Origin of the sequence: Streptomyces sp. NPDC126499 (assembly GCF_040302485.1) — a bacterium.
GTDB lineage: Bacteria > Actinomycetota > Actinomycetes > Streptomycetales > Streptomycetaceae > Streptomyces.
The window spans coordinates 78,319-104,517 of the sequence record NZ_JBEOUO010000015.1 but is presented as its reverse complement, the minus strand read 5'-3'; the positions used below and the strand labels follow the sequence as shown (position 1 = coordinate 104,517).

Annotated in this window: 25 protein-coding genes; 12 read left to right on the top strand and 13 right to left on the bottom strand. The window is 74.2% G+C overall.

The features are described 5' to 3' along the window. Positions 1-120: 120 nt before the first annotated feature. The gene (locus ABTZ91_RS22750) at positions 121-1,932 is read right to left on the bottom strand and encodes a hypothetical protein (RefSeq protein ID WP_352079027.1); all 1,812 of its coding nucleotides are present in this window, start codon (positions 1,930-1,932) and stop codon (positions 121-123) included. Between the two features lie 80 nt (positions 1,933-2,012). Continuing rightward, on the bottom strand, positions 2,013-2,489 hold the full coding sequence (locus ABTZ91_RS22745; RefSeq protein WP_352079118.1) for a GNAT family N-acetyltransferase: 477 nt from the start codon (positions 2,487-2,489) through the stop codon (positions 2,013-2,015). Between the two features lie 251 nt (positions 2,490-2,740). Here ABTZ91_RS22745 and ABTZ91_RS22740 point away from each other — a divergent pair, with 251 nt between their 5' ends. The 3 genes from ABTZ91_RS22740 to ABTZ91_RS22730 all read left to right on the top strand — a co-directional run bounded on the left by ABTZ91_RS22740 (position 2,741) and on the right by ABTZ91_RS22730 (position 5,015). Next, positions 2,741-3,511 (top strand): hypothetical protein, encoded by a 771-nt coding sequence (locus tag ABTZ91_RS22740; RefSeq protein ID WP_352079117.1) that lies wholly within the window; start codon positions 2,741-2,743, stop codon positions 3,509-3,511. 187 nt (positions 3,512-3,698) lie between these two features. Continuing rightward, positions 3,699-4,376: a helix-turn-helix domain-containing protein gene (locus ABTZ91_RS22735; protein WP_352079026.1), complete on the top strand. Its 678-nt coding sequence runs from the start codon at positions 3,699-3,701 to the stop codon at positions 4,374-4,376. 168 nt (positions 4,377-4,544) lie between these two features. Next, a complete protein-coding gene (locus ABTZ91_RS22730) occupies positions 4,545-5,015 on the top strand; it encodes a hypothetical protein (RefSeq protein ID WP_352079025.1) in 471 nt (156 codons plus the stop codon). On the opposite strand, the gene ABTZ91_RS22725 is transcribed toward ABTZ91_RS22730, so the two are convergent. Beyond that, the gene (locus ABTZ91_RS22725) at positions 4,994-5,590 is read right to left on the bottom strand and encodes a CGNR zinc finger domain-containing protein (protein ID WP_352079024.1); all 597 of its coding nucleotides are present in this window, start codon (positions 5,588-5,590) and stop codon (positions 4,994-4,996) included. The two genes, ABTZ91_RS22730 and ABTZ91_RS22725, sit on opposite strands and share 22 nt — an antisense overlap. A 56-nt stretch (positions 5,591-5,646) precedes the next feature. Between ABTZ91_RS22725 and ABTZ91_RS22720 the strand changes: the two genes are divergently transcribed. After that, a complete protein-coding gene (locus tag ABTZ91_RS22720) occupies positions 5,647-6,951 on the top strand; it encodes an MFS transporter (protein WP_352079023.1) in 1,305 nt (434 codons plus the stop codon). Here the strand turns inward: ABTZ91_RS22720 and ABTZ91_RS22715 are convergent. From ABTZ91_RS22715 to ABTZ91_RS22705, 3 genes are all read right to left on the bottom strand, one after another. Continuing rightward, positions 6,928-8,295, bottom strand: a complete 1,368-nt coding sequence (locus tag ABTZ91_RS22715) for an NAD(P)/FAD-dependent oxidoreductase (RefSeq protein ID WP_352079022.1) — start codon at positions 8,293-8,295, stop codon at positions 6,928-6,930. The two genes, ABTZ91_RS22720 and ABTZ91_RS22715, sit on opposite strands and share 24 nt — an antisense overlap. 185 nt (positions 8,296-8,480) lie before the next feature. Continuing rightward, on the bottom strand, positions 8,481-9,488 hold the full coding sequence (locus tag ABTZ91_RS22710; protein WP_352079021.1) for an SGNH/GDSL hydrolase family protein: 1,008 nt from the start codon (positions 9,486-9,488) through the stop codon (positions 8,481-8,483). A gap of 264 nt (positions 9,489-9,752) precedes the next feature. Then, positions 9,753-10,640: a PRC and DUF2382 domain-containing protein gene (locus ABTZ91_RS22705; RefSeq protein ID WP_352079020.1), complete on the bottom strand. Its 888-nt coding sequence runs from the start codon at positions 10,638-10,640 to the stop codon at positions 9,753-9,755. A 155-nt stretch (positions 10,641-10,795) separates the two neighbouring features. Between ABTZ91_RS22705 and ABTZ91_RS22700 the strand changes: the two genes are divergently transcribed. Continuing rightward, a complete protein-coding gene (locus ABTZ91_RS22700) occupies positions 10,796-12,868 on the top strand; it encodes a prolyl oligopeptidase family serine peptidase (protein ID WP_352079019.1) in 2,073 nt (690 codons plus the stop codon). A 99-nt stretch (positions 12,869-12,967) separates the two neighbouring features. Here the strand turns inward: ABTZ91_RS22700 and ABTZ91_RS22695 are convergent, their stop codons facing one another. Further along, positions 12,968-13,618: a class I SAM-dependent methyltransferase gene (locus ABTZ91_RS22695; RefSeq protein WP_352079018.1), complete on the bottom strand. Its 651-nt coding sequence runs from the start codon at positions 13,616-13,618 to the stop codon at positions 12,968-12,970. A gap of 16 nt (positions 13,619-13,634) precedes the next feature. Then, a complete protein-coding gene (locus tag ABTZ91_RS22690; protein WP_345483793.1) occupies positions 13,635-13,802 on the bottom strand; it encodes a hypothetical protein in 168 nt (55 codons plus the stop codon). A gap of 311 nt (positions 13,803-14,113) precedes the next feature. Here ABTZ91_RS22690 and ABTZ91_RS22685 point away from each other — a divergent pair, with 311 nt between their 5' ends. From ABTZ91_RS22685 to ABTZ91_RS22660, 6 genes are all read left to right on the top strand, one after another. Then, entirely contained in the window at positions 14,114-15,331 is a 1,218-nt protein-coding gene (locus ABTZ91_RS22685; RefSeq protein ID WP_352079017.1) for an RNA ligase, read from the top strand. A gap of 2 nt (positions 15,332-15,333) precedes the next feature. Continuing rightward, complete coding sequence (locus tag ABTZ91_RS22680) at positions 15,334-16,245, top strand: AAA family ATPase (protein ID WP_352079016.1); 912 nt, start codon at positions 15,334-15,336, stop codon at positions 16,243-16,245. 216 nt (positions 16,246-16,461) lie between these two features. Beyond that, positions 16,462-17,808: a radical SAM protein gene (locus ABTZ91_RS22675; RefSeq protein ID WP_352079015.1), complete on the top strand. Its 1,347-nt coding sequence runs from the start codon at positions 16,462-16,464 to the stop codon at positions 17,806-17,808. Between the two features lie 77 nt (positions 17,809-17,885). Then, positions 17,886-18,926, top strand: coding sequence for a PfkB family carbohydrate kinase (locus tag ABTZ91_RS22670; protein WP_352079014.1), 1,041 nt, complete (start codon positions 17,886-17,888; stop codon positions 18,924-18,926). After that, on the top strand, positions 18,923-19,624 hold the full coding sequence (locus tag ABTZ91_RS22665) for a ribonuclease H (RefSeq protein ID WP_352079013.1): 702 nt from the start codon (positions 18,923-18,925) through the stop codon (positions 19,622-19,624). Before ABTZ91_RS22670 ends, ABTZ91_RS22665 begins: the two co-directional genes overlap by 4 nt. Before the next feature lie 257 nt (positions 19,625-19,881). Further along, the gene (locus tag ABTZ91_RS22660; protein WP_352079012.1) at positions 19,882-20,631 is read left to right on the top strand and encodes a GNAT family N-acetyltransferase; all 750 of its coding nucleotides are present in this window, start codon (positions 19,882-19,884) and stop codon (positions 20,629-20,631) included. A gap of 38 nt (positions 20,632-20,669) precedes the next feature. Here the strand turns inward: ABTZ91_RS22660 and ABTZ91_RS22655 are convergent, their stop codons facing one another. The 4 genes from ABTZ91_RS22655 to ABTZ91_RS22640 form a co-directional block, all read right to left on the bottom strand. Then, the gene (locus ABTZ91_RS22655) at positions 20,670-21,077 is read right to left on the bottom strand and encodes an STAS domain-containing protein (RefSeq protein WP_352079011.1); all 408 of its coding nucleotides are present in this window, start codon (positions 21,075-21,077) and stop codon (positions 20,670-20,672) included. A 177-nt stretch (positions 21,078-21,254) separates the two neighbouring features. After that, positions 21,255-22,217 (bottom strand): universal stress protein, encoded by a 963-nt coding sequence (locus tag ABTZ91_RS22650; RefSeq protein WP_352079010.1) that lies wholly within the window; start codon positions 22,215-22,217, stop codon positions 21,255-21,257. 190 nt (positions 22,218-22,407) lie between these two features. Beyond that, a complete protein-coding gene (locus ABTZ91_RS22645) occupies positions 22,408-24,054 on the bottom strand; it encodes an FAD-dependent oxidoreductase (protein ID WP_352079009.1) in 1,647 nt (548 codons plus the stop codon). Between the two features lie 54 nt (positions 24,055-24,108). Further along, positions 24,109-25,023: a diiron oxygenase gene (locus ABTZ91_RS22640; protein ID WP_352079008.1), complete on the bottom strand. Its 915-nt coding sequence runs from the start codon at positions 25,021-25,023 to the stop codon at positions 24,109-24,111. A 157-nt stretch (positions 25,024-25,180) separates the two neighbouring features. Between ABTZ91_RS22640 and ABTZ91_RS22635 the strand changes: the two genes are divergently transcribed. Further along, a complete protein-coding gene (locus ABTZ91_RS22635; protein ID WP_352079007.1) occupies positions 25,181-25,624 on the top strand; it encodes a DUF4440 domain-containing protein in 444 nt (147 codons plus the stop codon). Between the two features lie 112 nt (positions 25,625-25,736). Here ABTZ91_RS22635 and ABTZ91_RS22630 read toward each other — a convergent pair whose 3' ends face one another. Continuing rightward, entirely contained in the window at positions 25,737-26,105 is a 369-nt protein-coding gene (locus ABTZ91_RS22630; RefSeq protein ID WP_352079006.1) for a DUF4180 domain-containing protein, read from the bottom strand. Positions 26,106-26,199 lie beyond the last annotated feature (94 nt).

Genomic DNA, 26,199 nt, shown 5'->3' with positions numbered 1-26,199 from the left:
CCGGGGCCGTGAGGTTCCCAGAGCCGGGACGGTGTAGACCTGACGGATCGTCAGTACGGTGACCGTCCCGGCCGTCTCGACCACCCCGGCGCCCCGGCGGTACGGAGCCGGTGCGGGGGCTCAGCGACTGCCCGCCGTGCACTCGGCGTACGCCCGCGGATCCTCCTGCTCGATCCGGCGCAGTGCGGCCGCCGCCCGCAGGGCCGGGGGAGTGCCGTCGTCGGGCAGGCGCCAGACGAAGGAGAGCCACGGCCCCCGCTCCGCCACCTCGCCCTCGAAGGTCCCGGGCCGGTAGTGGAACCACACCACCGTCGTGTCCGGCTCTCGGTGGTCCGCACTGGCCTTCACGAGCACGCAGTCCCAGCGGGCCAGGAGCTCCGGGCGGGCGAGCAGGCCCGCTTGGATCAGCCGCCCGGTCGTCCGGGCCGGCCACGACCAGCCGTCGTCGCCGGTCGCCCGGGCGAGCTCCGCGTCGTAGGCGGCGGCATCGAAGCGGTACGCGGGCAGGTCGGGGGCCGGTTCGCCGGAGGGAAGCCGGGGCGGCAGCCGCCAGTCGCGCCACACGACCTCGTCACCCTCGCGGACCACGGTCACCCGCAGGGCGCCGCAGCATTCCTCGTGGCACCACGCCGAGGCGAGCTGGACCTCGCGGGGCTCCTCGGCCGCGACGAGCAGGCCGCCGTCCAGCAGATACTCGGGCGCGTTGCCGGCGCCGCGCCCGAAGACCTCGGGCACGAGCGGCCGCCCGTCGAGGAGGATGCGGGCCTCCACCTGCTCTCCTTCGGCGGGGTCCCGCGAGAGGGGCTCGATCCGCAGCCGGCCCGGCGGCTCGGGCGCCCGGAGGACGCGCGCGGAGGCGTACCGCAGCCATGCCGCCCTGCGCCGCACGGCGGGCGGAGCGTCCGCACCGGGTGCCGCGCCCCCCTCCGCGTACACCTCCTCCCACGCGGGCGAGGAGAGCAGCGCGCCGAGCGCGTCGAGCAGTTGCTCGCGCTGTCCCTCCCGCCAGGGCAGCAGACGCGTCGGTCCGCTGTGCAGGTCGACGGCGAGCGAGAGGAGCACGGCGGCGTGGTCCAGGGTCGGCCGCAGCGCGCAGGCACGCCGGACGACGAGCTCGCAGACCTCCACCGCCTCGCCGTAGCAGAGGATCTCCGCCTGGTGGTCGCGTGGAGTCGCCATCCGCACCAGCAACCGCCCCGCCTGCGCGAGCAGCCGGGGATCGATTGGCCGGCGGCGCAGCAGTGCGCCGAGTCCGACGGCCTCGGCGAGCCGCCGTGCCGTCGACGGGCCGACGGTACGCGCGTCCAGCGGCTGCCGGAGCAGCAGACCTCGGGCGTCCCGCGCCGTGCCGTACAGCAGGGCGTCCACCAGCGGACGCAGGGCGGGCCGGACGGACCGGTCGTCCAGCCAGCGCAGCGCGGCGACCTGCGGGTCGAGCCGCTCCAGGGCCGTCACCGCGAGCCCCGTCAGGCCCCGTACACGCGACAGCGCTTTCAGGGTCGGCACGTCCTCGGGCTCACCGAGCCGCCGCAGGAGCGCCAGGCCGACGCTCACGGTACGGACCGTCGTGCCCGTGCGGACCAGTCGGAGGGCCGACGCACGGGCCGCGGTCGCGTCGTCGAGCGGGAGGGACAGGGCGATGCCGACCAGGGGGCCCGTACGGACCGGGAGTCCGGCGACGCAGCGGTCGATCGCCTCGGCCGTGACCGGGGTGTCGGGACCGGTCAGGAGCGGACCGAGGGCCGTCCGCACGGCAGCGGCGGCCTTCCTGCCGCGCAGAACGGGTCCTTCCCGGGGCAGTGACGGCTCCTCAGGAGGCGGATACCCGTCGGAAGGCGGTCTGCCCTCCCCTTCGGCGGCGAGCCGGTCGAGGACGAAGGCGTACAGGGAGGGCCGAGAGGTGAGCGCGACGCGCTCGTGCGGGGCGCTCACCGGGCGGAGGTGTGCTCGATTCTGTCGATCATGCCGCGATCGTCCTCCACCCCGGCGGTGCCCTGTCCAACGGATTTCCGTTATGGAGTCGCCGTGGCGCCCGCCGCCGCTCCCTCGTCGAGGCGCAGCGCCACGAACGGCACGGTGTCGCCCGGCAGCACATACCGCTCGACCTCGACGAAGCCGCGGGCCTGCGCGAACCGCAGCCCCTCCGTGTTGCTCGCCAGGACCACGGTCTCCACGCCCGCGGCGCTCAGCGACCTGGCGTGCGCCAGAGCGCGCTCGTACAACGCCGTCCCGTAGCCACGGCCGCGACACCCGGGCAGGACACGGGAGATGACCGTGGCGGCGGGAGTCTCCTCGTCCGGCGGGCGGACGGTGGAGCAGCCGACGACGGTGCCGTCCGCGTAGGCCACGTCGAGCCGGTTGCGGCCCGCGCGCTCGCGCACCTCGTCGGCGGAGAGCGGGGCCGTGGGGATCACCGCGTTGTGGACCAGCCGCCAGTCCGCGAGGAGCGCGGGGGCGGCGACCGGGTCGGCGGGGTCGATCCGTTCGATGCGAAGGGGCCGTGGGGGCGAGTCGTTCACCCGAGCAGGAGATCGCCGCACCCCACGGCCCGTCAACTTCTTTGCGCCACCGCGCCACCGCGCCACCGAGCCCCCGAGCCCCCGCGCCCCCGTCCCCGACCGTCGTCATGGGCCCGGACGGGTGAGGGGACCCGGCCGGGGCGACAGGCACGCGCGCGGACCGGGTACGGATGGCCGCATTGCCGCGAACCTCGGAGGTGGCCCACCCCATGCCCGTCCGCATGCCCGTCCGCGAGGGCACCGCAACGGTGCTGACCTGCGCCTTGGCCGCGGTCCTGGTGCTTGCCGGATGCAGCCCGGCCCCGCCGCCGGCCACGGCACCCGCCAAGGCACCCGCGAAGGCGTCCGCCACGCCGGCGGCACGACCGCAGGAGGGACGCGCCGGCCCCCACCGCGCCCCCGCGCGCATCCCCGGCGTCGGCCCCCGCACCCAGGCCCGCATCCCCGGCGGCACCACCCAGGCCCTCGTCGTGAGCGGCGAGGGCGTCGACGCGGACGTGGCCGTCGCCGCGCTGTACGAACGGGACCCGGCCGGCCGGTGGCGGCGCACGGCCGGGCCCTGGACCGGCCACAACGCCCTGCGCGGCTGGACCGAGAACCACGTGGCCGGCGACCTGCGCTCGCCCATTGGCGTCTTCCGCATCGGCGACGCGGGCGGACGGCTCCCCGACCCCGGGGCGCGCGTCCCGTACGACCAGGACGAGGAGTTCGCCCTCTCCGGCACGGGATTCCTCGGCGAACCCCTGGAGGGTTCCTTCGACTACGTCGTCGCCATCGACTACAACCGCGTCCCGGGCACCACCCCGCTCAACAAGGAGCGCCCGCTCGGCCCGGAGAGGGGCGGCGGCGTCTGGATCCACGTCGACCACGGCGGCCCCACCCAGGCCTGTGTCTCCCTGCCGCGCGAGAACATGACGGAACTGCTGCGCGCCCTGGACCCGGCCCGCGAGCCCGTCGTCGTCATGGGGCCGGCCGAGGTCCTCGCCGGCTGAACGGCGGGCGGGGCGGCGCCGGTGATGCCGCTCCGGGACGGCGCCGGTGACGCCGCCCCGGGACGGCGCCACGCCGTGCGAAAGGCTTGGCCGGTACGTCCGTTCTGCCGCAAGGTGTCCCCTGCGTCCAGGGCCGCGCCATCGGGGGACGACGGCCGGGCGGGAGGAGTCCAGGGGGATACGGGACATGCCGACGACGAAGACGGCGGGAGACACGTGCGCGGCGAGCCGGGGCAGGGGCGTCCTCGAAGGCGCCTTCGCGCTCCTGGAGGCCTTGCGAAGACACGGCGACGACGCGGCGGGCGTCACCGAACTCGCCCAGGCCTGCGGGGTGCCCAAGGGCACCGCGCACCGGCTCCTCGACCAGCTCGTGGCCGTCGGCGCCGTCGAGCGCCGCGACCGGCGCTACCGGGTGGGCCCGCAGCTCTACCGGCTGGGCCTCGCCTGGGAGCCGTACCCGGGACTGCGCGCCGCCGCCCGGCTGCCGCTGCACCGGCTGCGGGCCGCGACCGGGGCGAGCGTGCTGCTCGTGGTGATGCGGGAGGACCAGGCGCTGACGGTGAGCTCGGTGCCCGGCGAGCTGGAGTCCGTGCTGCCGCTGCGCGACGGGACCGCCTTCCGCCTCGACACGGCGGCGGGCCTGGCGCTGCGCGGGCCGCGGGGCGCGGGCGCGGTGCTGGACCGGGAGGACGTGAGGGCGGGAGTGTGCTGCGCGGCCCTGCCCGTACGGTCGCCGGACGGCCGGACGGTGGCCGCGCTCGCCGCGATGGTCCGCGCGGGGCGGCGCCTCGAACCGCTGGCCGACGCGGTCGCCGAGGCCGCCGGAGCGCTGGCCCGCGGACTCGCCCGGGGCCTTCCCGTGTGACCCGCGGCACGCTGTTCCGTCCAGCGGAACGCGCGTAGAACGGGCCCCGGCGGGGCGGGCACAGTAAGGGACGTGCCGAGGGGAACGGCACCGAAGGCCCCGCCGGAACGGCGGGGACACCACACCGGACGTCGCCTGACGTGACGTCATGAACATGGGGGATTCACCATGAGCAAGAGCCGCACCGCCGTCCGTACGGCCGCCGCCGCGCTGCTCGGACTCGGCAGCCTCGGCGTCTTCGCCGGCACCGCCCAGGCCGAGCCGATCGACTACGTGAAGATCGAGCTCCTGGAGCTGACCTGCCACAAGAACAGCGAAGGCAACCACGACGAGGCCTACCTCAACATCACCGACGCCAACGGCAACCAGGTGAAGGTGTGGCCCGGCAACGGCATCACGTACCAGACGATGGGCGCCGGCTACGTCCGCTCGATGACCGACGGCAACGGCAACAACGCGCTGATCCTCGGCCGCGAGCAGGCCCGCACCCTCACCCTGTGGGACAAGGACACCTTCGGCGCCGACAAGCTCGGCGCGACCCTCGTCACCGGCAGCGAGGTCGGCGCCGAGGTCCAGTACCGCTCCCTGGAGGGCTCGGGCGGCGTCTACACGATCGCCTACCGCGTGATCGACATCTGAGCCGACCCGGCCGCCCTGGCCCGCCGGTGCGCCGCGACCCGCTCGCGGGTGGCGCACCGGCGCGAGCAGTAACGACGGCGGTCCTTGCCGCCGCCCTGGGGCACGAAGACGTCCTCGCACGTGGCCGACGCGCACACCCCGCCGGGAGCGCGGCCCCGGTCCCACAGCAGCACGGCGAGGGACAGGCAGGACGAGGCGAGGAACCACTCGGCCCACGGAGCGTCGTCGTCCCGGTCCACATGGGGGTGCCAGGGGTCCCGGCCGCCGTGGGCGGTGAGCCGCAGGGGACCGGTCCGTTCGGCGAGCAGCGCGTTGAGCGTCCGCGCCGCCGTGTCGGTGCCGTCCGCGGCGAACACGGGACGCAGCGCGCCGGCCGCCTCCCGCAGGTGGGGAAGGTCGGCGTCGGCCAGACCGAGCGGCTCGCCCTCGCCGTACGCGCGCAGCACCGCCGCGACATCGGCGAGCCGCGAGGGGTACGGGTCGGGACGGCTCAGCACATTGACCAGATCGGCGGCGCGCCGGGCGTTGGCGAGGACGGAGTGGCGTGCGGTGCCGTCGTCCGAGGCGAGGGGCATGCGGCGAATGTAACGCATGTTGTGGACCTTTGAGTTACCTGCGTAGCGTCCCGCCGATGCGGAACGACCAGGAGAACAAGGGAAGCCGACGAGAGCAGCGCGACCGGCGAACCGGGCGAGCCCGGCGCATCCACCGCGGCCCACGCGACCGGGGAGTCCCGGGGGCGCGGCGGCTCCTCGCCGGGGCCACGGCGGCGCGCACCGGGGACGAGATGTCCGGGCCCGCGCTCCTGCTGCTCGGCTACGGGGCCGGCGGGTCGGTGACGACGGCCGCCGCCCTGCTCGCCGGCATCACGGCCGCCGCCGCGGTCGGCGGACCGGTCCTCGGCGCGCTCCTGGACCGCACGGCACGCCCCGGCCGGCTGCTCGGCGGCTCGCTCGTCCTGTACGCCGCCGGACTCACGGCCGTGCTGCTGAGTCTCGGACGCGTCCCCTTCCCGCTCACCCTGCTGCTCGCTCTGGCCGCGGGCACGCTCGCACCGGCCCTCGCGGGCGGCTGGACCGCGCAACTCTCCACGGCGGTACCCGCGGAAGCGCTGCACCGGGCCCATGCGCTCGACGCCATGACCTTCAGCGCCGCGAGCCTGCTCGGACCGGCCCTCGCCGGACTCCTCGGCCGCCACCTCGGCGCCCCCGCCGCCGTCGCGGCCTCCGCCGCGCTGATCCTGCTCGCCGTGCCCGCCACCCGCGGCCTGCCCCGCCGTCCGGGTGACGGAGCCCGGCCGACCCCACGGGCGGTGACGGCGGATCTCGTACGGGGCTTCGCCTGCTTGACCCGCTGCGTGCCGCTGGCCCGGGCGGCCGTCACCTCCACACTGTCCAGCCTGGGCCAGGGCCTGTTCGTCGCCTGTGTGCCCCTGCTCGGGGCAGGAGTCCTCGGGACGCCCGGTGACGGCGTCCTGCTCCTCGGCTGCGTCGCCCTCGCGGCCCTCGCCGCGGGAGCGGTGCTCGCCCGGCGCCGCCGCGCGCCGGATCCCGACACGGTCCTGTGGGTGGCGCCCCTGGTGCTGGCGGCGGCCTTCGCGGCGGCCTGCGCCGCGGCCGCGACCGGCCGGGCCGACGTCCTTGTGGCCGCCGCGCTCCTCGTCGGCGCCGCCGAAGGGCCCCAGCTCACCGCCCTGTTCGCGATGCGGCACCGGGAGGCGCCGGAACGGCTGCGCGCCCAGGTGTTCACCACCGGCGCCAGCGTCAAGATCACCGCGTTCGCGCTGGGGGCCGCCGTGGGCGGGTCTGTCGCCGAACGCTCGCTGCCGGGCGCGCTCCTCGCCGCCGCGGCGGTGCAGCTGTCCGCCGCGGCGGCGTACCCGCTGGTGGGCGCGCCGAGGCCCGGGCGGCCCTCAGGACGCGGCCGCGCGCAGTGAGGCGGTGTGGGTGCGGACCTGATCCGGGGTGAGATAGGCGTCCGTGTACTCGAAGTCCCGCAGCGTGCCGGACTTCGAGGCCAGGAACCCGGTGCGGACGAAGTCGTCGCCGGCCACCGCGTTGAGCAGCCAGTTCGTCATCACCCGGGTCTTCGCCACGTTGGTGCGCAGCGCCGCCCAGTGGTAGGCGCGGGCGACCGCCTGGGCGGGCATGCCGTGGAGTTCGACGCCCAGCGGCTTCGAGACGCCGTCCAGGCCGCCGAGGTCCACCACCAGCCCGAGGTCCTTGTGGACGTAAGGACGGGTCTTCTCGCCCCGCAGCGTAGCGACCAGGTTGTCGGCGATCACCTTGCCCTGGCGCATGGCGTGCTGGGCGGTCGGCGGGCAGACCGCGCCCTCCTCGCCCTTGGCGAGGTCCGGCACCGCGGCCGCGTCGCCCAGCGCGTACACACCCGGCAGGTTCGGCACCGCCATGTCCGGCCCGACCACGAGCCGGCCCCGGTGCGTCTCGGCGCCGAGGGTCCCGATCAGCGGACTGGCCGCGACCCCGGCCGTCCAGATCAGGGTCCGGCTGGGCAGCACCCGGCCGTCGGTGAGCGTCACCGTCTTCTCGTCCACGGAGGCCACCGACACCCCGAGGGACACCTCGATCCCGCGCCGCCGCAGGATGTCGAGCGCCGCCGAGCCCAGCTTCGGCCCGAGCTCGGGCATCAGCGTGGGCGCGATGTCCACCAGGTGCCACTTGATGAGCCGGGGGTCGAGGCGCGGATACCTCTTGACCGCGTTGTGGGTGAGCATCTGCAGGCAGGCGGCCGTCTCGGTCCCCGCGTAGCCGCCGCCCACCACCACGAACTGCAGCCGCGCGGCCCGCTCCGCCTCGTCCTGGCTCGCGTCGGCGAGGTCCAGCTGGGCGATCACGTGGTCGCGGATGTACACCGCCTCGGCGAGGGTCTTCATGCCGCGGGCGTGCTCGGCGAGGCCGGGGATGTCGAAGGTGCGCGTGACGCTGCCGGGGGCGAGGACCAGATGGTCGTACGGCTCGGTCTGCAGCTCCCCGGTGATGGACCGCACCACGCAGACCTTGGCGTCCGTGTCGATGCCGACCGCGCCGCCGGGGATGATCCGCGTCCGGTGCCGCTCGCTGCGCCGCAGCGACAGCGCGACGGACTGCGGGGTGAGCACCCCAGAGGCCACCTGGGGGAGCAGGGGGAGATAGAGCTGGTAGGAGAAGGGCGAAAGCAGCGAGATCGCGGCCTCTCGCCCGGTCAGCCGCCGTTCGAGGCGCCGCACGCACGCGACCCCGGCGAAACCGGCGCCCACCACGAGGATTCTCGGTCGAGACACGGTGAAAGACCGCCTTTCCACGCCTTGTCCTGCGGTACGGGCCATGGGCGGCCCTCCCGGCCTGACTGGTCGATCCCATCATCCGGAAATCATCGATATCCGGCAAAAGGGCGCGAATCGGCGAGAGGGGCCCACGACTCCGGCTACCCGGCGGAGGACTAAGCACTCAAGGGAGATCTCCCGGATCAGGCGGGGCCGCGCCCGTACATCGCCGCGATCGACTGGGCGACGGTGTCGCCGTTGCCGTCACGGCCGGTCTCGTTGGCGGCGAGCAGCCAGGGCAGCTTCTGGTGGAGCAGCGTCACTCCGGAGGGTTCCAGCAGTCCGCCGACGGCCCGGTCCGTACCGTCGCAGGCGGTGGCCGCGCCGGTCGTCGCGTAGAGGTCGACGAAGTGGGCCTTGTGCTCCTTGGCCTTGGTGGCCATCAGGGAGTTGAGCCGGGCCTGCACCTTGGTGTCGAGGAAGCCCCACGCGGACTCCGGCACGTCGGCGAGCGGCCGTCCGGCGCCGTCGGGAAGGGCCGTGCGGCACCGCTTGCGGTCCTTGGGGACGAGACGCGGATAGCCGACGAGGACCGCCTTGGCCGAGGGCGACTCGCTGCCGATCTCGGAGAACAGCTTGTCGAGGTCCTTGCCGGTCTGTTCGAACCGCCGTTCCAGCCAGCCCGCGCCCGCACCCGAGGCGAAGTACGTGTCGCACTTCGCGGCCGGTGAGGCGGGGTCCACGGGCAGGTCCGGCAGATGGGAGCCCTCGGTGCCGCGCAGGCGCTGCGAGCACTGCTTGAGCACCTGTCCGAGCCCGGCGGTCCCGGCCCCGAGCCCGGCCACGACCAGCTGCGTCTGCTTCGTCAGCGCCCGCTTCTGCGGTACGGCGCTCGCGCCGCCGCCCAGGTCCTGCTCCTCCCACACGTGGTGGAGGGCGGCGCCCGCGCAGGACGCGTCGGCGGTGATGTCCAGGAGGATGGCCTGGTCGGCCAGTTGGTCCTCGATGACGTCCGGCAGGTTCTCCTGGGCCCGCACGCAGAGCAGCGCGCCCGGGTCGACGGGCGCGATGCCCCACCCGGCGACGGAGGCGTCGCCGAGGAAGACGGTGGGAATCTTCGGGGGGTTCGCGCGAACGACGGGGGCACCGGGTCCCGTGGCCGTCACCGCCAGCAGCGCCGCCGCCGCGCAGAGCGTCCTCGTCAGCCTCATGAGGGACATTCAACGGCCGCCGACAGGGCCGGCGCGGCGCGCGGCACCCGAATCCACCTGGGAGAGCGAATCCACCGGCGCACGGAGGCGCGCGGCGTTTGGGGAGCGGGGCGCCGGGTCCGGCGCCTGGACCGGCCGGACCGCCTGACCCGGCCGGACCGGCCGGACCGGCGGCACCTCGTGCGGAGGTGGCCTTCCCGGTCGCGGCCGATCCGGTGGGGGTCCGGTGGGGGTCCGGTGAGGGGCTCCCGGTGCGGGGCGGTGTCACATACCGCGACCCTCGTCCGCGTCCCGGTCCCGGGTCATGCCGGTCTCGTCGGTCTCCACGTCGATGCGTTCCTTGCGGACCTGGCCGGTGACCGTCTCCTCGTCGGTGACCTCGTCCGTCCGCAGGCGCACCCGCTCCTTGGGGACGGCCCTGGTCTCGACGACGGGGCGCTCCTCGTGCAGGGTGACCTCGTGCTCGGCCTCGGAGATCTCGGGCCCGGAAAGGGCCTCTCCGCGGTTGGCGTCCGTGATCGGCTCGCGCTCCAGGCGGACCTCCTCGTGGCGCACCGGAACGGTCTGCTGCACCTCTTCGGTGACGACGTACTTGCGCAGTCGGACGTGCCCGGTCTCGACGCGTTCGGTGCCGACGTGCATCTCCTCCTCGGAGCGTGTCATCGCGTCGTCGCCCGTCGCGCGGCCCGTGGCCTCCATGCCCATGTCCTCGCCCGCGAGGCCACCCCGGTCCCGGTCGGCCATGCCCGCGGCTCCCGCGGTGCCGGCCGCTCCGGCGGTGCCGTGCGCCCAGCCGCCCTCACCGGGCTGGTTGGCCTGCTGCCAGGCCTCGTCCCACTTGATGCCGTAGTACTCGTAGAGGCGCTGTTCCTCGCTCGCGTCGAGGTGGCCGCCGCCGTCGACGTCCACGTGCGGGGCGTCCTTGACGCGGTCCTTGGGGTAGGGGACCTCCAGGTGGCCGTCGACCAGGGACGCGTCCTTGATCGGCACGAAGGACTCGCTGGTGCCGAACATGCCGGTCTTGACGGTGACCCATTCGGGGCGGCCGGTGGCGTCGTCGACGAACACGTGCTTGGCGTCGCCGATCTTCTTGCCCTCGGGGTCGTAGACGGGATGGTCCAGCACAGTCGGGATCTGTTCCTGGGCGATCATGTTTACCCTCCTGGCGTTGTCATGGTCCCCCTGCGGCTAACCGAACAAAAGGGGTGAAAACGTGCAAAGACTGGTCGATTTGGTTGACTCATGACCTGTTGAGCGTTGAAGGAATGCGCTCATGACCAGGCCGGCCGCTGACGCGACGGGACCGGATGGAATCCTGTGGACCACCCGACGCGGCACCACGGCGAGCAGGAGGAGTACCGGGCGTGAGCGACACCGACCCCTATGGGTGGCTGGAAGACGTCGACAGCGAGCGGGCGCTCGCCTGGGTGCGGGAGCGCAACGCCGAGACAGAGGCCGAACTCGCGCGCGGCGAGGAGTTCACCGGGCTGGTGGCCGAGCTGCGCGAGGTGCTCGACGCGCCCGACCGGATCCCGTACACCACCCGCCGCGGCCCGTACCTCTACAACTTCTGGCAGAGCGCCGAGCACGTCCGCGGCGTCTGGCGGCGCACCACCCTGGAGGAGTACCGCACCGACGAACCCTCCTGGGACGTGCTGCTCGACCTCGACGCACTGGCCGAGGCGGAGGGCGAGGACTGGACCTGGGCCGGGGCGCAGGTGCTGCGGCCCGCCTTCCGGCGGGCCCTGGTCAGCCTCGCGCGGGGCGGCGGCGACGCCGTCGTCGTGCGGGAATACGACCTGGAGGACCGGGACTTCGTCGCGGACGGCTTCCGGCTGTCCGAGGCGAAGACCGACATCGGCTGGATCGACGAGGACCACGTCTTCGTCGGTACCGACGAGGGCCCCGGCTCCCTGACCGCCTCCGGCTATCCGCGCACCGTCCGCCGCTGGCGCCGCGGCACCCCGCTCGCCGAGGCGGAACTCGTGTACGAGGGCGCCGAGACCGACCTCGCCGTCTCCGCCTGGCACGACCCGACCGAGGGCTTCGAGCGCGACTTCGTCGTCCGCTACCGCGACTTCTGGCACCACGACACCCATCTGCTCACCCCTGGCGGCGAACTGCGCCGGATCGACGTCCCCGACGACGCCGACAGCTCCGTCCACCGCTCCTGGCTCCTCGTCACCCCCAAGGCGCCGTGGCTCGGGCAGCCCGCCGGCTCCCTGCTCGCCTTCCGGTTCGACGACTTCCTCGCCGGACACCGCGAGCCCGACGTCCTGTTCACCCCCGACGAGCGCACCGCCCTCGGGGGCCACGCCTGGACCCGCAACCACCTGGTCGTCGAGACGCTCCAGGACGTCGCCAGCCGGATGTACGTCCTCACGCCCGACCCTTCCACCGGCCGCTGGGAGCGCGGCGAGCTCGCCGACGTCCCGCCGCTCACCTCCGCCGCCCTCACCGACACCGACCCGGACACCGGCGACGAGTACTTCCTCTCGCTCACCGGACACCTCCAGCCGCCCACCCTGCACCGCGGCGAGATCGGGAAGCCCGGTGAACGCATCAAGCAGGCGCCCGAGCGCTTCGACGCCACGGGCCTGACGGCGCGCCAGTACTTCGCCCGCTCCGCCGACGGCACCCGCGTCCCGTACACCGTCGTGGGCGGCAGCGACCTCCCGGGCCCCACCCTGCTCACCGGGTACGGCGGCTTCGAGGTCTCCCTCACGCCCTCGTACGACAGTGTGCGCGGCCGCGCCTGGCTCGCCCGCGGCGGTACGTACGTGGTGGCCGGCATCCGCGGCGGCGGCGAGTACGGCCCCCGCTGGCACCGCAGCGCCCTCAAGGCCGACCGGCCCCGCGCCTACGAGGACTTCGAGGCCGTCGCCCGCGACCTCGTCGACCGGGGCATCACCACCCCCGGACGCCTCGGCATCACCGGCGCCAGCAACGGCGGCCTGCTCATGGGCGCGATGCTGGTCCGCAGCCCCGAACTCTTCGGCGCGATCGTGGCGCACGTCCCGCTGCTCGACATGCTGCGCTTCCACACGCTGCTCGCGGGAGCCAGCTGGATCGCCGAGTACGGGGACCCCGACGACCCGGCCGACCGGCCGCACCTCGCCGAGCTGTCGCCGTACCACCGGCTCGCCGCCGGCCGGCCCTACCCGCCGGTGCTGCTCACCACCTCGACCCGTGACGACCGCGTCCACCCCGGGCACGCCCGCAAGGCCGCCGCGCGACTGCGCGAGCTCGGCCACCGGGTGCTGCTCCACGAGACCCTGTCCGGCGGCCATGCCGGGGCCACCGACCACGAACAGACCGCCTACAACAGCGCCTTGGAGCACACCTTCCTCTGGCGCACGCTCGGTGCCGGCCAGGACTGACCCCGCCCGGCCCCCGGGTCGCCTGGGCCGACCCCGCCGGCTCCCCGGGCCGCCAGGACCGGCCACCGCCGGCTCCCGGGCGTCGCCCGTGCCCTGGTGTCAGTCCTCGCGGCGGGCCAGCAGCGAGCAGCGCCGGGTCGGCGCCTCGTGCGGATACGGCGCCCGCCGCAGGTCGGCCTCGATCCGGAATCCGGCCTCGCGCAGGGCCGCGGCGACGGCCGCGGGCTGAAGGTGGTGGAAGTCGACGTCCACGTCATGTCCCCACCACTCGGTGAGGTTTCTCACCTCGCTGCCGACGTGGAAGGACACGAGCAGCGGACCGCCGGGCCGCAGCACCCGGTGGATCTCGGCGAGGGCGGGGCCGAGCTCGTCGGGGGAGAGGTGGATGAGGGAGTAGAGCGCGACGGCCCCGTCGAACTCCCCGTCCCGGGCCGGAAGCCGCAGCAGGTCGCCCTCGCGGAACTCGACCCCGGGACACCGCTCGCGTCCGATCGCGACCATGGCGGGGGACAGGTCCACCCCGACCACCGCGGGTCCCCGCTCGGCGAGCCACGCGGCGACATGTCCGGGCCCGCAGCCCAGATCGGCCAGCACCGCCCCGGCGCCGGCCTCCTCGCACAGCGCGGCGAGCAGCGCCCGGTCGAGCGGCTTGCCGTCGAGCTCCCCGCCGATCCGGGCCAGGTACTCCTCGGCCACGGCGTCATAACTGCGGCGCACGCGCTCGTGGCCCGCGCCGTCCGAACCCGTCATGCCCCAGACCTCCGTACTACTGCATCGGCGCACCGGTCGGGCCGAGCCCGGCCGGCGGCATCTGGATCACACGGCTGAGGTCGCGCAGCACCTCCTCGGCGGTCCGGCGCACGTCCCCGGGAACGTCCCCCTGCTCACGTATGAGCTCGGAGTAGATGGGGGCGGTGGTGTCCGCGTAGTTCATTGCGCTCGCTTCCTCGGCTTCCGGACGGTCTTCGGGCGGCGAGTCTACGGGGCCCCTCGGACACCCCCGGGCACCGGCCCGGATCCCGGACCCGTTCCCGGACGGCCACGCCCGGCCCTCCCTCGCCACGGGACAGGCCCTGTGATAAGGACGCCGCGGCGGCGCCGCCCCGTGCGGCCTCCCTCTGCCGGGGCGCCGGACACCTACCCCGCGGCGCACCGGCCAACTCCACCGGGCGACGCGCTAATTCGCTGGTCAGGACCGCCACCGGACAGAAGAATGAGCCTCCTCGAAACCGGGAGGGAAACCCCATGAGCCAGGCGCACCTGACTCTCGACGCGCTGCTGCCGCCGCACGAGCTGGCGGCAGCCGTCGAAGCCGGGCACGTGACCCGCAAGTCACACCCCGAGCTGCCGCTGTCGATCTACACGTACACGCGGACCTGTCAGTACGAAGGCGTCTGGAACCAGGTCACCACCCGCTGCCGGGGCCTCGTCGCCGACGACCGCACCGGACGGATCGTCGCCCTGCCACTGCCCAAGTTCTTCAACGTCTCCGAGCACGAGACCGGCCGCCCCTACGCGCCCGCGCTCCCCGACGAGCCCTTCGAGGTGTACGAGAAGGTGGACGGCAGCCTCGGCGTGGTCTTCCACTACGAGGGCCGGTGGCGGGTCGCCTCCAAGGGCTCCTTCATCAGCACGCAGGCCACCTGGGCACAGCGCCGCCTCGACGCGGCCGACACCTCGGCGCTCGTACCCGGGACGACGTACCTCGCCGAGATCGTCTACCCGCAGAACCGTATCGTCGTCGACTACGGCGACCGCCGGGACCTCGTCCTGCTCGCCGCGTTCGGCCCGGACGGCACCGAGACACCGCTCGCCGAGGCCGCGACCGCCTGGCAGGGCGTCGGATCCGTCGTCACCGTCCACCCGCCGATGCCGCTCGACGCCCTGCTGAAGCTGACGGAGACGAACACGCTGCCCGACGGCAGCCCCGCCACCGGCACCGACGCCGAGGGCTTCGTCCTCCGCTTCGCCTCGGGCGTCCGCGCCAAGGCCAAGATCGCCGAGTACGTACGGCTCCACAAGGTCCTCACCGGCGTCACCGCACGCGACATCTGGCGCGGCCACGGCATCCAGCGCTTCGCCGGCACCTCCGCCAAGGTCCTCGCCCAGGGCCTCGGCCTGTCCCAGGCGGAACTCGGCGGCATCCGCTCCCAGGGCGGGCGCCCCCTCGACGCGCTCCTGGAGCAGGTGCCCGACGAGTTCGACGCCTGGGTGCGGTCCGTGATCACCCGCCTGGAGGAGGAGTTCGCCGCCCGCACCCGCGTCATCGACGAGGCCTGGGCCTCGCTCGCCCCTCTCGCCGGCGACCGCGGCGCGTTCGCGCGGGCCGTCAAGGAGCTGCCGGACAGCCGGCTGCGCTCCGCCCTCTTCCTGCGCCTCGACGGGCGCCCCACCGACCTCCTCGTCTGGCGCGCACTGCGCCCCGAGGCCGCCGACCCCTTCACCACCGACGAGGAGAACTGACCGTGCCCCTGGTCCATGTCATGACCGGACTGCCGGCCTCCGGCAAGACGACCGCCGCCCGCGCCCTGCAGGAGCGGTCCGAGGGCCGGATGCGCCGCGTCAACCTCGACGACCTGCGCACCATGCTCGACCTGCCCCGAGGCGACCGCTCGCACGCCCACGAGCAGACCGTCCTCGGCATCCAGGACGCCGCCGTGCGCGCCGCCGTCGACGACGGCTTCGACGTCGTCGTCGACAACACCCACCTCACCCCGCACATCCCGCGGCGCCTCAAGGCCGCCGTCGCCGGCCGCGAGGCCACCTTCGTCGTGCACGACTTCACCGACGTGCCCGTCGACGAGTGCGTCCGCCGCGACGCCGCCCGCGCGAGGCCCGTGGGCGAGGAGATCATCCGTGTCCTCGCCGACAAGCACGCCAAGGCCACCCGCGGCGGCTGGCGCCTCACCGACGACTGGCTCAACGACCGCCCCGCCGCCACCCCGTACGTCCCCGACACCGCGCTGCCCTCCGCCGTGCTCTGCGACATCGACGGCACCCTCGCGCTGCGCGGCGACCGGGGACCGTACGACTTCACCCGCTGTGACCGGGACCTCCTCAACGTCCCCGTCCGCGACGCCCTGCGGGCCTTCCGCGGCTCCCACCAGGACCGGATCGTGCTGCTCTCCGGCCGCAGCGAGGACCACCGGGAGATGACGGAGGCCTGGCTGGAGCGGCACGCGGTGCCGTACGACGAACTGTGGATGCGGGCCTCCGACGACGGCCGCTCCGACGACCTCGTCAAGGCCGAGCTCTTCGACGCGCACGTCCGCCACCGCTACGCGGTCCGCGTCTCCCTCGACGACCGCGACCGGGTCGTCGCCGTCTGGCGCCGGATGGGCCTGCCCACCTGGCAGGTCAACTACGGCAACTTCTAGACCGCTGGGACCACCGCGCCGTGGGGCCGCGCGCCGCCGTCGACCCGAAGGCGGCGCCGTCCCCGGCACGGGCGGCACCCGTCCCGGCCGTGGCTCAGCCCATCGACGGAGCGCGGCCGCGACCGGGGTCGGATGCCGGGCCCGGCGGCACCGTCCTAGGGTGGTCGGTGGCCCAGCACGGCTCGCGACCGCACGACCGAGGAGATGTACTCGCGCATGATCCGCCGCACCGACGAGGTCGAAGACCTCATGCACCGCTTCCCGCACGTCCCGAAGGAGGCGGTGATCAAGGAGGACCTTCTGCGGGGCGGCATCGCCTTCGACGACTCGGCGCTCACCGAGTCCGGCGACGAGGCCTCCGGCGAGGTCAAGCCGAAGTCGTACTTCATCTTCTCCTTCGACCACCGCACCCTGCCGGAACTCGGCCAGGCCGCGCTGCGCCGGCCGCCGGAGGAGATCGTCCTCACCGGCGGCCCGTACGAGCTGCGCCGCACCGTGGTGTCCGTCCGCGTGAACCCCGCCTCGCCGTACCGGGTGGCGGCGGGCGACGGCGGTCTGCTCGGGCTGTACCTCGACGGCCGCCGCATCGCCGACGTCGGCCTGCCGCCGATGCCGGAGTACTACCGGCACACCCTCGCCAACGGCAAGTCCGTGATGGAGGTCGCCCCCACCATCCAGTGGGGCTATCTCATCTACCTGACGGTCTTCCGCGTCTGTCAGTACTTCGGCGCCAAGGAGGAGTGCCAGTACTGCGACATCAACCACAACTGGCGCCAGCACAAGGCCGCCGGCCGCCCCTACACCGGGGTGAAGCCGGTGGAGGAGGTCCTGGAGGCGCTGGAGATCATCGACAAGTACGACACGGCCGGCGCCTCGACCGCGTACACCCTCACCGGAGGCGCCGTCACCTCCCGGGTCGCCGGGAAGGACGAGGCCGACTTCTACGGCCAGTACGCCCAGGCCATCGAGGAGCGCTTCCCCGGCCGCTGGATCGGCAAGGTCGTCGCCCAGGCCCTGCCCAAGGCCGACGTGCAGCGCTTCAAGGACTACGGCATCCAGATCTACCACCCCAACTACGAGGTGTGGGACCGCCGGCTGTTCGAGCTGTACTGCCCCGGCAAGGAGCGCTACGTGGGCCGTGACGAATGGCACCGGCGCATCCTCGACTCCGCGGAGGTCTTCGGCCCCCGCAACGTCATCCCCAACTTCGTGGCGGGCGTGGAGATGGCCGAGCCCTTCGGCTTCACCACGGTCGACGAGGCGATCGCCTCGACCACCGAGGGGCTGGAGTACTTCATGTCCCGTGGCATCACGCCCCGCTTCACCACCTGGTGCCCCGAGCCCACCACCCCGCTCGGCAAGGCCAACCCGGCGGGCGCGCCGCTCGAGTACCACATCCGGCTCCTCGACGCCTACCGGGCGACGATGGAGTCCCACGGCCTGAGCTCGCCCCCCGGCTACGGGCCGGCCGGCCCCGGCCGCGCGGTCTTCTCCGTCAGTTCCTTCATGGACAGCCTCCCGGCCTCCGACGCCTCCGACGCCTCCGCCCCCTCCGGCGGCTGACGGCCGGGCGACCGCTTCTTGCGGAAAACAAGTGAAGGATCTTGCAGGCCCTCGGTGGCCGCTGTTTGACTGCCCGCATGAGCAGCCCCTCTGACAGCGGCCCCGCGCCCGATTCCGGCCCCGGGCCCGATTCCGGTCTCGGGCCGGTCTCCGGCCCCGGGCCCGACATCGACGTCCTCGTCCTCGGCGGCGCCGGAGTCGACACCATCGTGTACGTCTCCGAACTGCCGCTGCCCTACGCCGACAGCCACATGATCCAGCCCGGCATCGAGACGCGGGCCGGGCAGACCGGGGACTTCGTCGCGCTCGGCCTGCACCGCCTGGGGCTGCGCACCCATCACCTCGACCTGATCGGCGCCGACCCCGAGGGCGACCTCGTGCGCGCCTTCCACCGTGACCACGGCATCCCGCTCACCGAGGTGCTCCAGCCCGCCGGCACCAAGCGGGCCGTCAACCTCGTCGGCCCCGACGGGCGCCGGCTCTCCCTCTACGACGCCACCCGCGCCCGCGACGACGACCGGCTGCCGCCCCGCACCGTCAAGGCGCTCGCCGCCCGCAGCCGGCACGCCCACGTCTCCCTCACCCAGCCCTGCGCCCACACCCTCCCCCTGCTGCGCGAGGCCGGCCTCACGATCTCGACCGACCTGCACGACTGGGACGGCAGCGCCGCCTATCACCAGCCCTTCGCCCTCGCCGCCGACGTCGTGTTCCTGTCCACCACCGCCCTCGACGACCCCGAGCGCACCCTGCGGGACATCGCCGCCCGGGGCCGCGCCTCCGTGGTCGTCGGCACCGCGGGAGCCGCCGGCGCGCTCCTGCTCACGGGCCCGGACGAGGAGCTGCTGCACGTCCCCGCCGCCACCCCGCCCGCCCCCGTCGTCGACAGCAACGGCGCCGGCGACGCCTTCGCCGCGGCCTTCCTGCACGCCTGGCTCACGGGAGAGGACCCCGCCACCTGCGCCCTGCACGGCACGGTGGCCGGTGCCTTCGCCTGCACCGTGCCCGCCACCCGTGCCGAGGCCATCGGCCGCGACGCCCTCCACGCCGGGGTGGCACGGCTGGGCTCTGCGGACGGTGGTCCCCGGCCGGCTCCGGGGCATGTCAGGATCGAGGGATGACAGAGAAGATCATCGCGGCGTGTGACGGCGCCTCCAAGGGGAACCCCGGGCCCGCGGCCTGGGCCTGGGTCATCGGGACCGAGGGCGGCGAGATCGCCCACTGGGAGGCCGGACCGCTCGGCACGGCGACCAACAACGTGGCCGAACTCACCGCGCTCCTCCGGCTCCTGGAGCGCCTCGACCCCGCCGTCCCCGCCGAGGTGCGGATGGACTCGCAGTACGCGATGAAGGCCGTCACCACCTGGCTCCCCGGCTGGCGCCGCAAGGGCTGGAAGACCTCGGCCGGCACCCCGGTCGCCAACAAGGAACTGGTGGTGGCCATCGACGAACTGCTCGCCGACCGGCGCGTGGAGTTCGTCTACACGCCCGCCCACCAGATCGACGGCGACCCGCTCAACGACGCCGCCGACCGCGCCGCCAGCCACACCGCCCGCACCCAGGAGCCCGCCGGATCCGCCGCCGGCTCACCGCTGCCGCCGCCCGAGCCGGCCTCCGCCCGCCCGGCCGCGGGGCGCGCCCCCAGAACGCCGGCCGGCACCGCCCGGCCCCGGCGCGCGGGCTCGGGCTCCTCGGGTCCCACCCTCAAGGCCCGGTTCCCCGGCAGGTGCCGCTGCGGACAGTCGTACGGCAAGGGCGAGACGATCATGAAGAATCCGGACGGCTGGGGCCATCCGACCTGCGCGGACACCGCTTCCTAGGGCGCCCGCGGGACCTCGTCCGGTCGAACGCGGGATCGGGGTGAACCGGACATTCACCCGGCTGTGCGCGCGGGTTCGTGTGGGGTTCTGTTCTCCGAGCGCTCGGGGCTGCATACTGTTCCTCCTCGCACCGGTGACGAACCGTTTCAGTCGCCTGCCCTTCGGCGAAGTGGTCGGCATCGGGCGCGAACCTCACCCCTTCATCCCGCCGCGATCCGGCGTGCGATGACCCCTGCCCGTGAAAGACCCGAGGTTCCGTGCCAGTACCCGTAGTCCTTGCCGGGCGCACCGTGCGCCTGGAGCCGCTGGCCATGCGCCACGCCGAGGGCATCGCCTGGGCGGGCGCACTGGATCGTGCGTCCTACGCCTACACCGCCGTGCCCCACGGCCTTGACGCCTCCTGCGACTACATCGCCCGTGCCCTCGCCGAACAGGCGGCGGGCAAGGCGCTGCCCTTCGCCCTGGTGAACCCGCTGACCGACCGGGTCCTCGGGTCCACCCGCTTCCTGGAACTCGACTACTGGCGCGGGCCGCTGGTGTGGCCGCCGACCACCGGCGTGCCGCACGGCGACCCGCTCAGCGCCGTGCCCGACGCGGCCGAGATCGGGAACACCTGGATCTCGGCCGAGGCGCGCGGCACCGGCGTCAACACCGAGGCCAAGTACCTCATGCTGCGGCACGCCTTCGAGACCTGGGGCGTACGCCGGATCTCCCTGCGCGCCGACGCCCGCAACACCCGCTCCCGGGTCGCGATCGAACGGCTCGGCGCCACCTGCGAAGGCGTCCGCCGGGCCCACTCGCGCGGCCTGGACGGAGTGGTCCGCGACACCGCGTTCTACTCCATCCTCGACGAGGAGTGGTCGGCCGTCCGCGGCATCATCGAGCTGCGACTGCCGGGCCTGCGCCCGCCGGCCGGGCTCTCCTCCCCGCTGCCGTCCACGCTCCCGTCCGCCTTCCCCGGCGAGACGCGCGAGCACGGGGGCGCGGGGGAGCTGCTTCCCGCCTGAGGCCGCGCGCCGGCGCGCGGGCGGGGCGGCCGTGCCGGTCACACCGGCAGCCGCCCCGGCAGGCCCGCGCGCGGCGCGCCCGGCCCGCCACCCGGCCCGCCGCCCCCCGGCGGCGGGCCGGGCGGCGACGGCCGCAGTACGTCGTCGAGCCCGGCGAGCCGCACCAGGCGCAGGATCATCGGCTGGTCGCACACCAGGCACCAGACCGCGCCCCGCTCCCGCACGCGCTGCGCGCAGCGCACCAGGAGCCCGAGCCCCGACGCGTCGCAGAACGTGACGTGGCGCAGGTCGACGGCGAGTGCGGCCGCCTCGCGGGCCAGCACGTCGATTTCGGGCCGGACGCGCTGCACCAGCACCAGGTCGAGCTCGCCGTACAGCTCGACCGTGGTCAGGCCCTCGCTCGACCGGACGGCAAGGTGCGGATCGCCGCGTCGGATCAGATGCATGGACACGCTCCACTGGATCGGTCCCCGTGCATCGAGGTTCGCGGCCGACGAGAAGGAAGACACGTTTCTCCACATCCGCCATCACCCGAAGAGGTGAAGCGGGCGCGTTTTTGCCCGCTCGTGCCCGGGCGCAGTCCCGGCTCGTACGAGGGCGCACCCCCGGCCCGCTCCCCCCGCTCAGGACGTCCGCTCGGGCGGCACCACGGCGACGGGGCAGGCCGCGTGGTGCAGCACCGCGTGCGCGACGGAGCCGACGAGCAGGCTCTCGACCCGGTGCCTGCGGTGCCGGCCCACGACCAGCAGGCCGGCGTCCCGGGAGTCCTCCACCAGACGTCCGGCCGCGTCGGCGGGTGTGACGACCGGGATCACCCGGACCTGCGGAAAGCGCTCGGTGAAGGGGCGCAGCCGCTCCTCCTGGCGGCGGGTCGTCGCCGCCACCAGCTCCGGCGTCTCGTCCGGCAGCGGCGGCGGCACCTGGAGGGCCGGCGCGGGCGCTCCGATCAGCAGGGCGGGCGAGGGCGGCACCGGATAGGCGGTCACCACCTCCAGAGGCACCCCGCGCCGCCGCGCCGCCCGGAAGGCGAAGTCGACGACCTCGTCAGGGGTCTCCTCGGAATGCAGCCCGAGCAGCACCCGGCCCGCCCCGGCCCCGCTCTCCAGGGACGCGGCCCGCGCCTCGTGCGGCACGACGACCACCGGGCAGGGCGCCGAAGCGGCCAGCGTGCGGCTGGTCGAGCCGAGCAGCAGGCTCGCGAAGCCGCCCCGCCCGCGCGAGCCGACCACGAGGAGCCGCGCGTCACGGGCCGCCTCGGCCAGCGCGTCCACCACCGAGCCGTCGAGCGAGGCGTAGCGCACCTCCAGGCCCTCGGCACGCGGACCGAGCTCCGCGGCGACGGCGACCACGACGGTGTCGGGCAGTTCGGGCGCCGGCCCCAGGGAGGCGATCCGGGCACTGCCGAGCTGGAGCGCCTCGGAGCGCACATGGGCGACGGTGAGCGGCGCCCGGAGGCTCCGCGCCGCGCGCATCGCCCACTCCAGGGCCCGCAGACTGTGCTCGGAACCGTCGACGCCGACCACCACGCCTGATCTCTCGGGTGCCTTTGCCTTCTCGCGTGCTTCCCCGTGTGCCTTCTCGCTCATGCTTGGCACTCATATCGGGATCATCCGGTCCTTTTCGGATGCCACGCCGAGGGTGCGTGCGAGTGAGCCGGGAGGGGGCGCGAGTGCGCCGGGAGCGCGCGCCCCGAGTTCGCCACCGGAAGCGGTCAGGGGCGCGGGGCAGGGGCGCGATGCCCGGGGGCGCGGGGGCGGCGACCCCCGCGCCCCCTGATCAGCGCAGCAGCCGGCGTCGCGCGCGGGCGGCGGCGACCAGCTCCGGCACCGTCCCCAGCTTCACGCGGGGCCGGCCCGCCTCCTCGCCCCGGGCCCGCTCCGCCCGCTCGATGGCCGCGAGGCCCCGCGCGTCGACCACGTGCCGGGCGCGGCCGCGGGCGAGCCGGTCGAAGGCGCGCGCGGTGCCCTTCGGCACCGGCAGGGCACCGTCGACGGCGTCCGCCAGGAGCGTGCCGACGGTCTCGGCGGCGCAGGTGCGGTTGGCGCCGATGCCGCCCGAGGGGCCGCGCTTGATCCAGCCGACGACATAACTGCCGGGCCGGCCCTCGACCCGCCCGCCGCGGTGCGGCACCGTGCCGGTCTCCTCGTCGAACGGCAGCCCCGCGACCGGGAGTCCGCGGTAGCCGACCGCCCGCAGCACCACTCCCGCCGGGAGCTCGACCGGACCGTCGCCGCCCGTCACGCGCACCGCGCCCCCGAGAACCTCCTCGGGCGCGGAGTGGAAACGGAAGACGATCCGCCGCTCCGGCCCCTGCGGCACGGGCGCGGCCCAGTCCACGCGCTCGTACACCGCGTCCCGCAGGAGAGCCGCCTTCTCGTGTTCCGCCGCACCCTCCACGGCCGCCCGGATCCGGGGGTCGTGGTCGTCGACGACCAGGCGCACGCCCGGCAGCCGCCCGAGGGCGAGGAGTTCCGGAGCGGTGCAGGAGAGGTCCTCGGGGCCCCGCCGCGCGAGCAGCACCACCTCGCGTACGGCGGAGGCCCGCAGGGCGGCGAGCGCGTGGTCCGCGATGTCCGTGGCGGCCAGCGCCTCGGGGTCACCGACCAGGATGCGCGCGACGTCCAGGGCGACGTTGCCGCTGCCGACCACCACGACCCGCTCCGTCCCCGACAGGTCGATCGCGTCGGGCGCGACCTCCGGGTGGGCGTTGTACCAGGCGACGAACCGGGTCGCCGAGACGCTTCCGGGCAGGTCCTCGCCCGGGATGCCGAGCCGCCGGTCGGCCGCCGCGCCCACCGCGTACACGACGGCGTCGTGGTGCGCGGCCAGTTCCTCGGCCGTGACGTCCGTACCGACGTCGACGCCGAGGTACATCCGTACCCGTGGATGGGTGTGGAAGCGGGCGAAGGTGTCGCCGATCCGCTTCGTCGCGGGATGGTCCGGCGCCACCCCGTACCGGACCAGGCCGCCGGCCACCGGCAGCCGGTCGACCAGGGTCACCTCGGCGTTGGTGTGCAGCAGCAGGTCCTCGGCCGCGTACATGCCGGCGGGGCCGGTGCCGACGACGGCGACCCGGAGCGGCGCGAAGTCGGCGGGCAGGGTGCGCGGGAACGAGGGCGCCCCCCAGGCGTGGAAGACGGGTCCGCCCTCCGGCGCGGGCCGGGGCGCGCGCTGCTCGTAGAAGGCGGCGTTCAGTGCGGCGTACTCCTGCTGTCCGGCCGACAGCGCGTCCGCCGGGAAGATCGCGTCGACCGGGCAGGCGTCGGCGCAGGCGCCGCAGTCGATGCACGCCTTCGGGTCGATGTACAGCATCTCGGTGCGGCCGAAGTCCGGCTCGTCGGGCGTCGGGTGGATGCAGTTGACCGGGCAGACGGCGACGCAGGTGGCGTCGTTGCAGCAGGTCTGGGTGATGGCGTAGGTCATGTCGTCGTCAGCTCGCGGGGCTCCGGGGCGGGCGGTTCGGGCGGGAACGGCGGGTCAGATGAGGTGGGCGCGCCGGTAGACGGCGACGGCGGGGCGGGTGAGCAGCCGGGCCGAGGCCAGGAACTCCATCAGGCCGGAACAGCTCGACCGCATCAGGGCCTTGTGGTGCTCGTTGGCCCTGGCCTCGGCGAGCGCCCGCTCCACGTCGAGCCCGGCGTTCGCGTACACCTCGCGGTTGACCATGCTGGTGACGATGAAGTACGAGGCGATGGAGACCACCAGCGCCTGGAGATGGCGGCGCAGCGGACCCGCCTTGCGCAGCCGGGCGCGGGTCTCCTCGCGCGCGAACTTCATGTGCCGCGACTCCTCGACGACATGGATGTTGTTGATGGTCCGGACGAACGGGACGACCCGCTCGTCGCGCATCCAGTCGCGCTGCATGACGTCGAGGACCTCCTCGGCGACGAGGATGGAGGCGTACGCGGCCTCGCCGACCGCCAGCGTCTTGAAGGCGCGGCCCAGCTCGAGGACGAACCGCGGCGGGCGGTAGGCGGGGGCGCCGAGCTTGGCCGCGCCGCGGCCGAACATGATCGAGTGCCGGCACTCGTCGGCGATCTCGGTCAGGGCCCACTGGAAGCGCGGGTCGGTCGGGTCCTTGGCGTACATGTCCCGGAGCACCATCTGCTGCAGGATCATCTCGAACCAGATGCCGGTGCTGGCCACCGACGCCGACTCCTGCCGGGTCAGTTCCTTGCGCTGCGCCTCGGTCATCTCCTGCCAGTAGCGCGTGCCGTAGAGGGTGCTCCACTCGGGGCTCATCCCGTGGAAGTCCTCGTCGAGCGGGGTGTCCCAGTCCACTTCGGTGGCGGGGTCGTAGGAGAGCTTGGCGGACGATTCGAGCAGCCGGCGGGCCGCGTCGCGCTCGGGCTGCCGGGCCTGGTCCGCCGGCCGGACGGTGCTGCTTGCCATGGTGCGGCTCCTCGGTGACCTCGGGGCGGGAACGGAGGCTTGTTAGACGCGGTGTCTAGCAAGCTGTTGGACGGAAGGTATAGCAAGAGCGGCCGCCCGCCTACCCGTCGGTACCAAATTCCTTGCCACGGATTCCCGGTCGGGAGAGGATGCCTCCATGATCGACAGCAGCCAGAGCGCCGCGAAGAGCGCGCCGGAGGGCACCACGGGCGGCGCCGTGGAGCCGGACGAGGAGAGCGCCGCGATCGCCGCCGCCATCGACGGCGAACTGCGGCTCCTCGACCCCGCCACCCGGACCGACGCCACCGAGGCCCGCCGCCTCCACGACCCCGATTTCGTCGAGGTCGGCGCCTCCGGACGGCGCTGGACGTACGAGGAGATGCTCGCCGCGCTCCCCGGGCTCGGCAGCGCGGCGGACGGCCCGCGCTTCGAGGTGTCCGGCATGCGCGGTGTGCTCCTCGCCCCCGGCCTCGTCCATCTGACGTTCGAGACCGTCTTCGACGGCCGCCGGGCGCGCCGCAGCTCGATCTGGCGCAAGGGAGAGGGGGAGGCCGGCTGGCGCCTCTACTACCACCAGGGGACACCGGTCCCGGAGGGCTGAACGGCCGTGCCCCCTGGGGCGTTCGGCAGGGGGAGAGCTCGGCGCGCCGGCGTCGGAGTACCGGCGTTCGAAGTTTCGGCGTTCGGCGCGTCGGCGTGCGGCGCGACGGCGCTCAGGCGGCCGGAGCGAGCCGTCCGGCGAGGGCCTCGGCATCGGGGACGAACCAGATCTGGGTGCCCCGGTTGCACTCGCGGACGAAGTCCCGGAGAGCCGAACTCCCCTCCAGGCGGGCGGAGATGTCACCCAGGACGACGAGTCCCATCCGGTACTGGGCGAACTTCTGGACGATCCCCCCGGCCACCCGCGTGCTCAGCCGGAAGAAGTCCTCGGTGAACCGCTCTACCGGCACCGCCACCCAGGCGGCCCCGCTGTACGAGCCCTCGCCGATCAGGTCGGTCGCGTCCCGCTCACTGAGCAGCGGGGGGCCGTCCGGCGGGCAGACCAGGACGGTCGTGCCGTGGATGTCCCGCAGGGTGTTCACCGTACGTCTCCGATCAGTGAGTCGATCACCTTGAGCAGGCCGGCCGTGGTGTCCAGGTCCCCGAGGACGATGAACTTGAGGGACTCCCGCTCCT

What these genes read in the sequence shown, in the direction of transcription:
- ABTZ91_RS22730 (WP_352079025.1), top strand. Translation starts at nt 4,545, where the DNA reads ATGAGCAAGAGCCGCACCGCCGTCCGTACGGCCGCCGCCGCGCTGCTC.
- ABTZ91_RS22670 (WP_352079014.1), top strand. Translation starts at nt 17,886, where the DNA reads ATGAGCAGCCCCTCTGACAGCGGCCCCGCGCCCGATTCCGGCCCCGGG.
- ABTZ91_RS22735 (WP_352079026.1), top strand. Translation starts at nt 3,699, where the DNA reads ATGCCGACGACGAAGACGGCGGGAGACACGTGCGCGGCGAGCCGGGGC.
- ABTZ91_RS22645 (WP_352079009.1), bottom strand. Translation starts at nt 24,054, where the DNA reads ATGACCTACGCCATCACCCAGACCTGCTGCAACGACGCCACCTGCGTC.
- ABTZ91_RS22690 (WP_345483793.1), bottom strand. Translation starts at nt 13,802, where the DNA reads ATGAACTACGCGGACACCACCGCCCCCATCTACTCCGAGCTCATACGT.
- ABTZ91_RS22710 (WP_352079021.1), bottom strand. Translation starts at nt 9,488, where the DNA reads ATGAGGCTGACGAGGACGCTCTGCGCGGCGGCGGCGCTGCTGGCGGTG.
- ABTZ91_RS22720 (WP_352079023.1), top strand. Translation starts at nt 5,647, where the DNA reads ATGCGGAACGACCAGGAGAACAAGGGAAGCCGACGAGAGCAGCGCGAC.
- ABTZ91_RS22740 (WP_352079117.1), top strand. Translation starts at nt 2,741, where the DNA reads ATGCCCGTCCGCGAGGGCACCGCAACGGTGCTGACCTGCGCCTTGGCC.
- ABTZ91_RS22640 (WP_352079008.1), bottom strand. Translation starts at nt 25,023, where the DNA reads ATGGCAAGCAGCACCGTCCGGCCGGCGGACCAGGCCCGGCAGCCCGAG.
- ABTZ91_RS22665 (WP_352079013.1), top strand. Translation starts at nt 18,923, where the DNA reads ATGACAGAGAAGATCATCGCGGCGTGTGACGGCGCCTCCAAGGGGAAC.
- ABTZ91_RS22705 (WP_352079020.1), bottom strand. Translation starts at nt 10,640, where the DNA reads ATGATCGCCCAGGAACAGATCCCGACTGTGCTGGACCATCCCGTCTAC.
- ABTZ91_RS22695 (WP_352079018.1), bottom strand. Translation starts at nt 13,618, where the DNA reads ATGACGGGTTCGGACGGCGCGGGCCACGAGCGCGTGCGCCGCAGTTAT.
- ABTZ91_RS22725 (WP_352079024.1), bottom strand. Translation starts at nt 5,590, where the DNA reads ATGCCCCTCGCCTCGGACGACGGCACCGCACGCCACTCCGTCCTCGCC.
- ABTZ91_RS22700 (WP_352079019.1), top strand. Translation starts at nt 10,796, where the DNA reads ATGGAATCCTGTGGACCACCCGACGCGGCACCACGGCGAGCAGGAGGA.
- ABTZ91_RS22675 (WP_352079015.1), top strand. Translation starts at nt 16,462, where the DNA reads ATGATCCGCCGCACCGACGAGGTCGAAGACCTCATGCACCGCTTCCCG.
- ABTZ91_RS22655 (WP_352079011.1), bottom strand. Translation starts at nt 21,077, where the DNA reads ATGCATCTGATCCGACGCGGCGATCCGCACCTTGCCGTCCGGTCGAGC.
- ABTZ91_RS22635 (WP_352079007.1), top strand. Translation starts at nt 25,181, where the DNA reads ATGATCGACAGCAGCCAGAGCGCCGCGAAGAGCGCGCCGGAGGGCACC.
- ABTZ91_RS22650 (WP_352079010.1), bottom strand. Translation starts at nt 22,217, where the DNA reads ATGAGCGAGAAGGCACACGGGGAAGCACGCGAGAAGGCAAAGGCACCC.
- ABTZ91_RS22685 (WP_352079017.1), top strand. Translation starts at nt 14,114, where the DNA reads ATGAGCCAGGCGCACCTGACTCTCGACGCGCTGCTGCCGCCGCACGAG.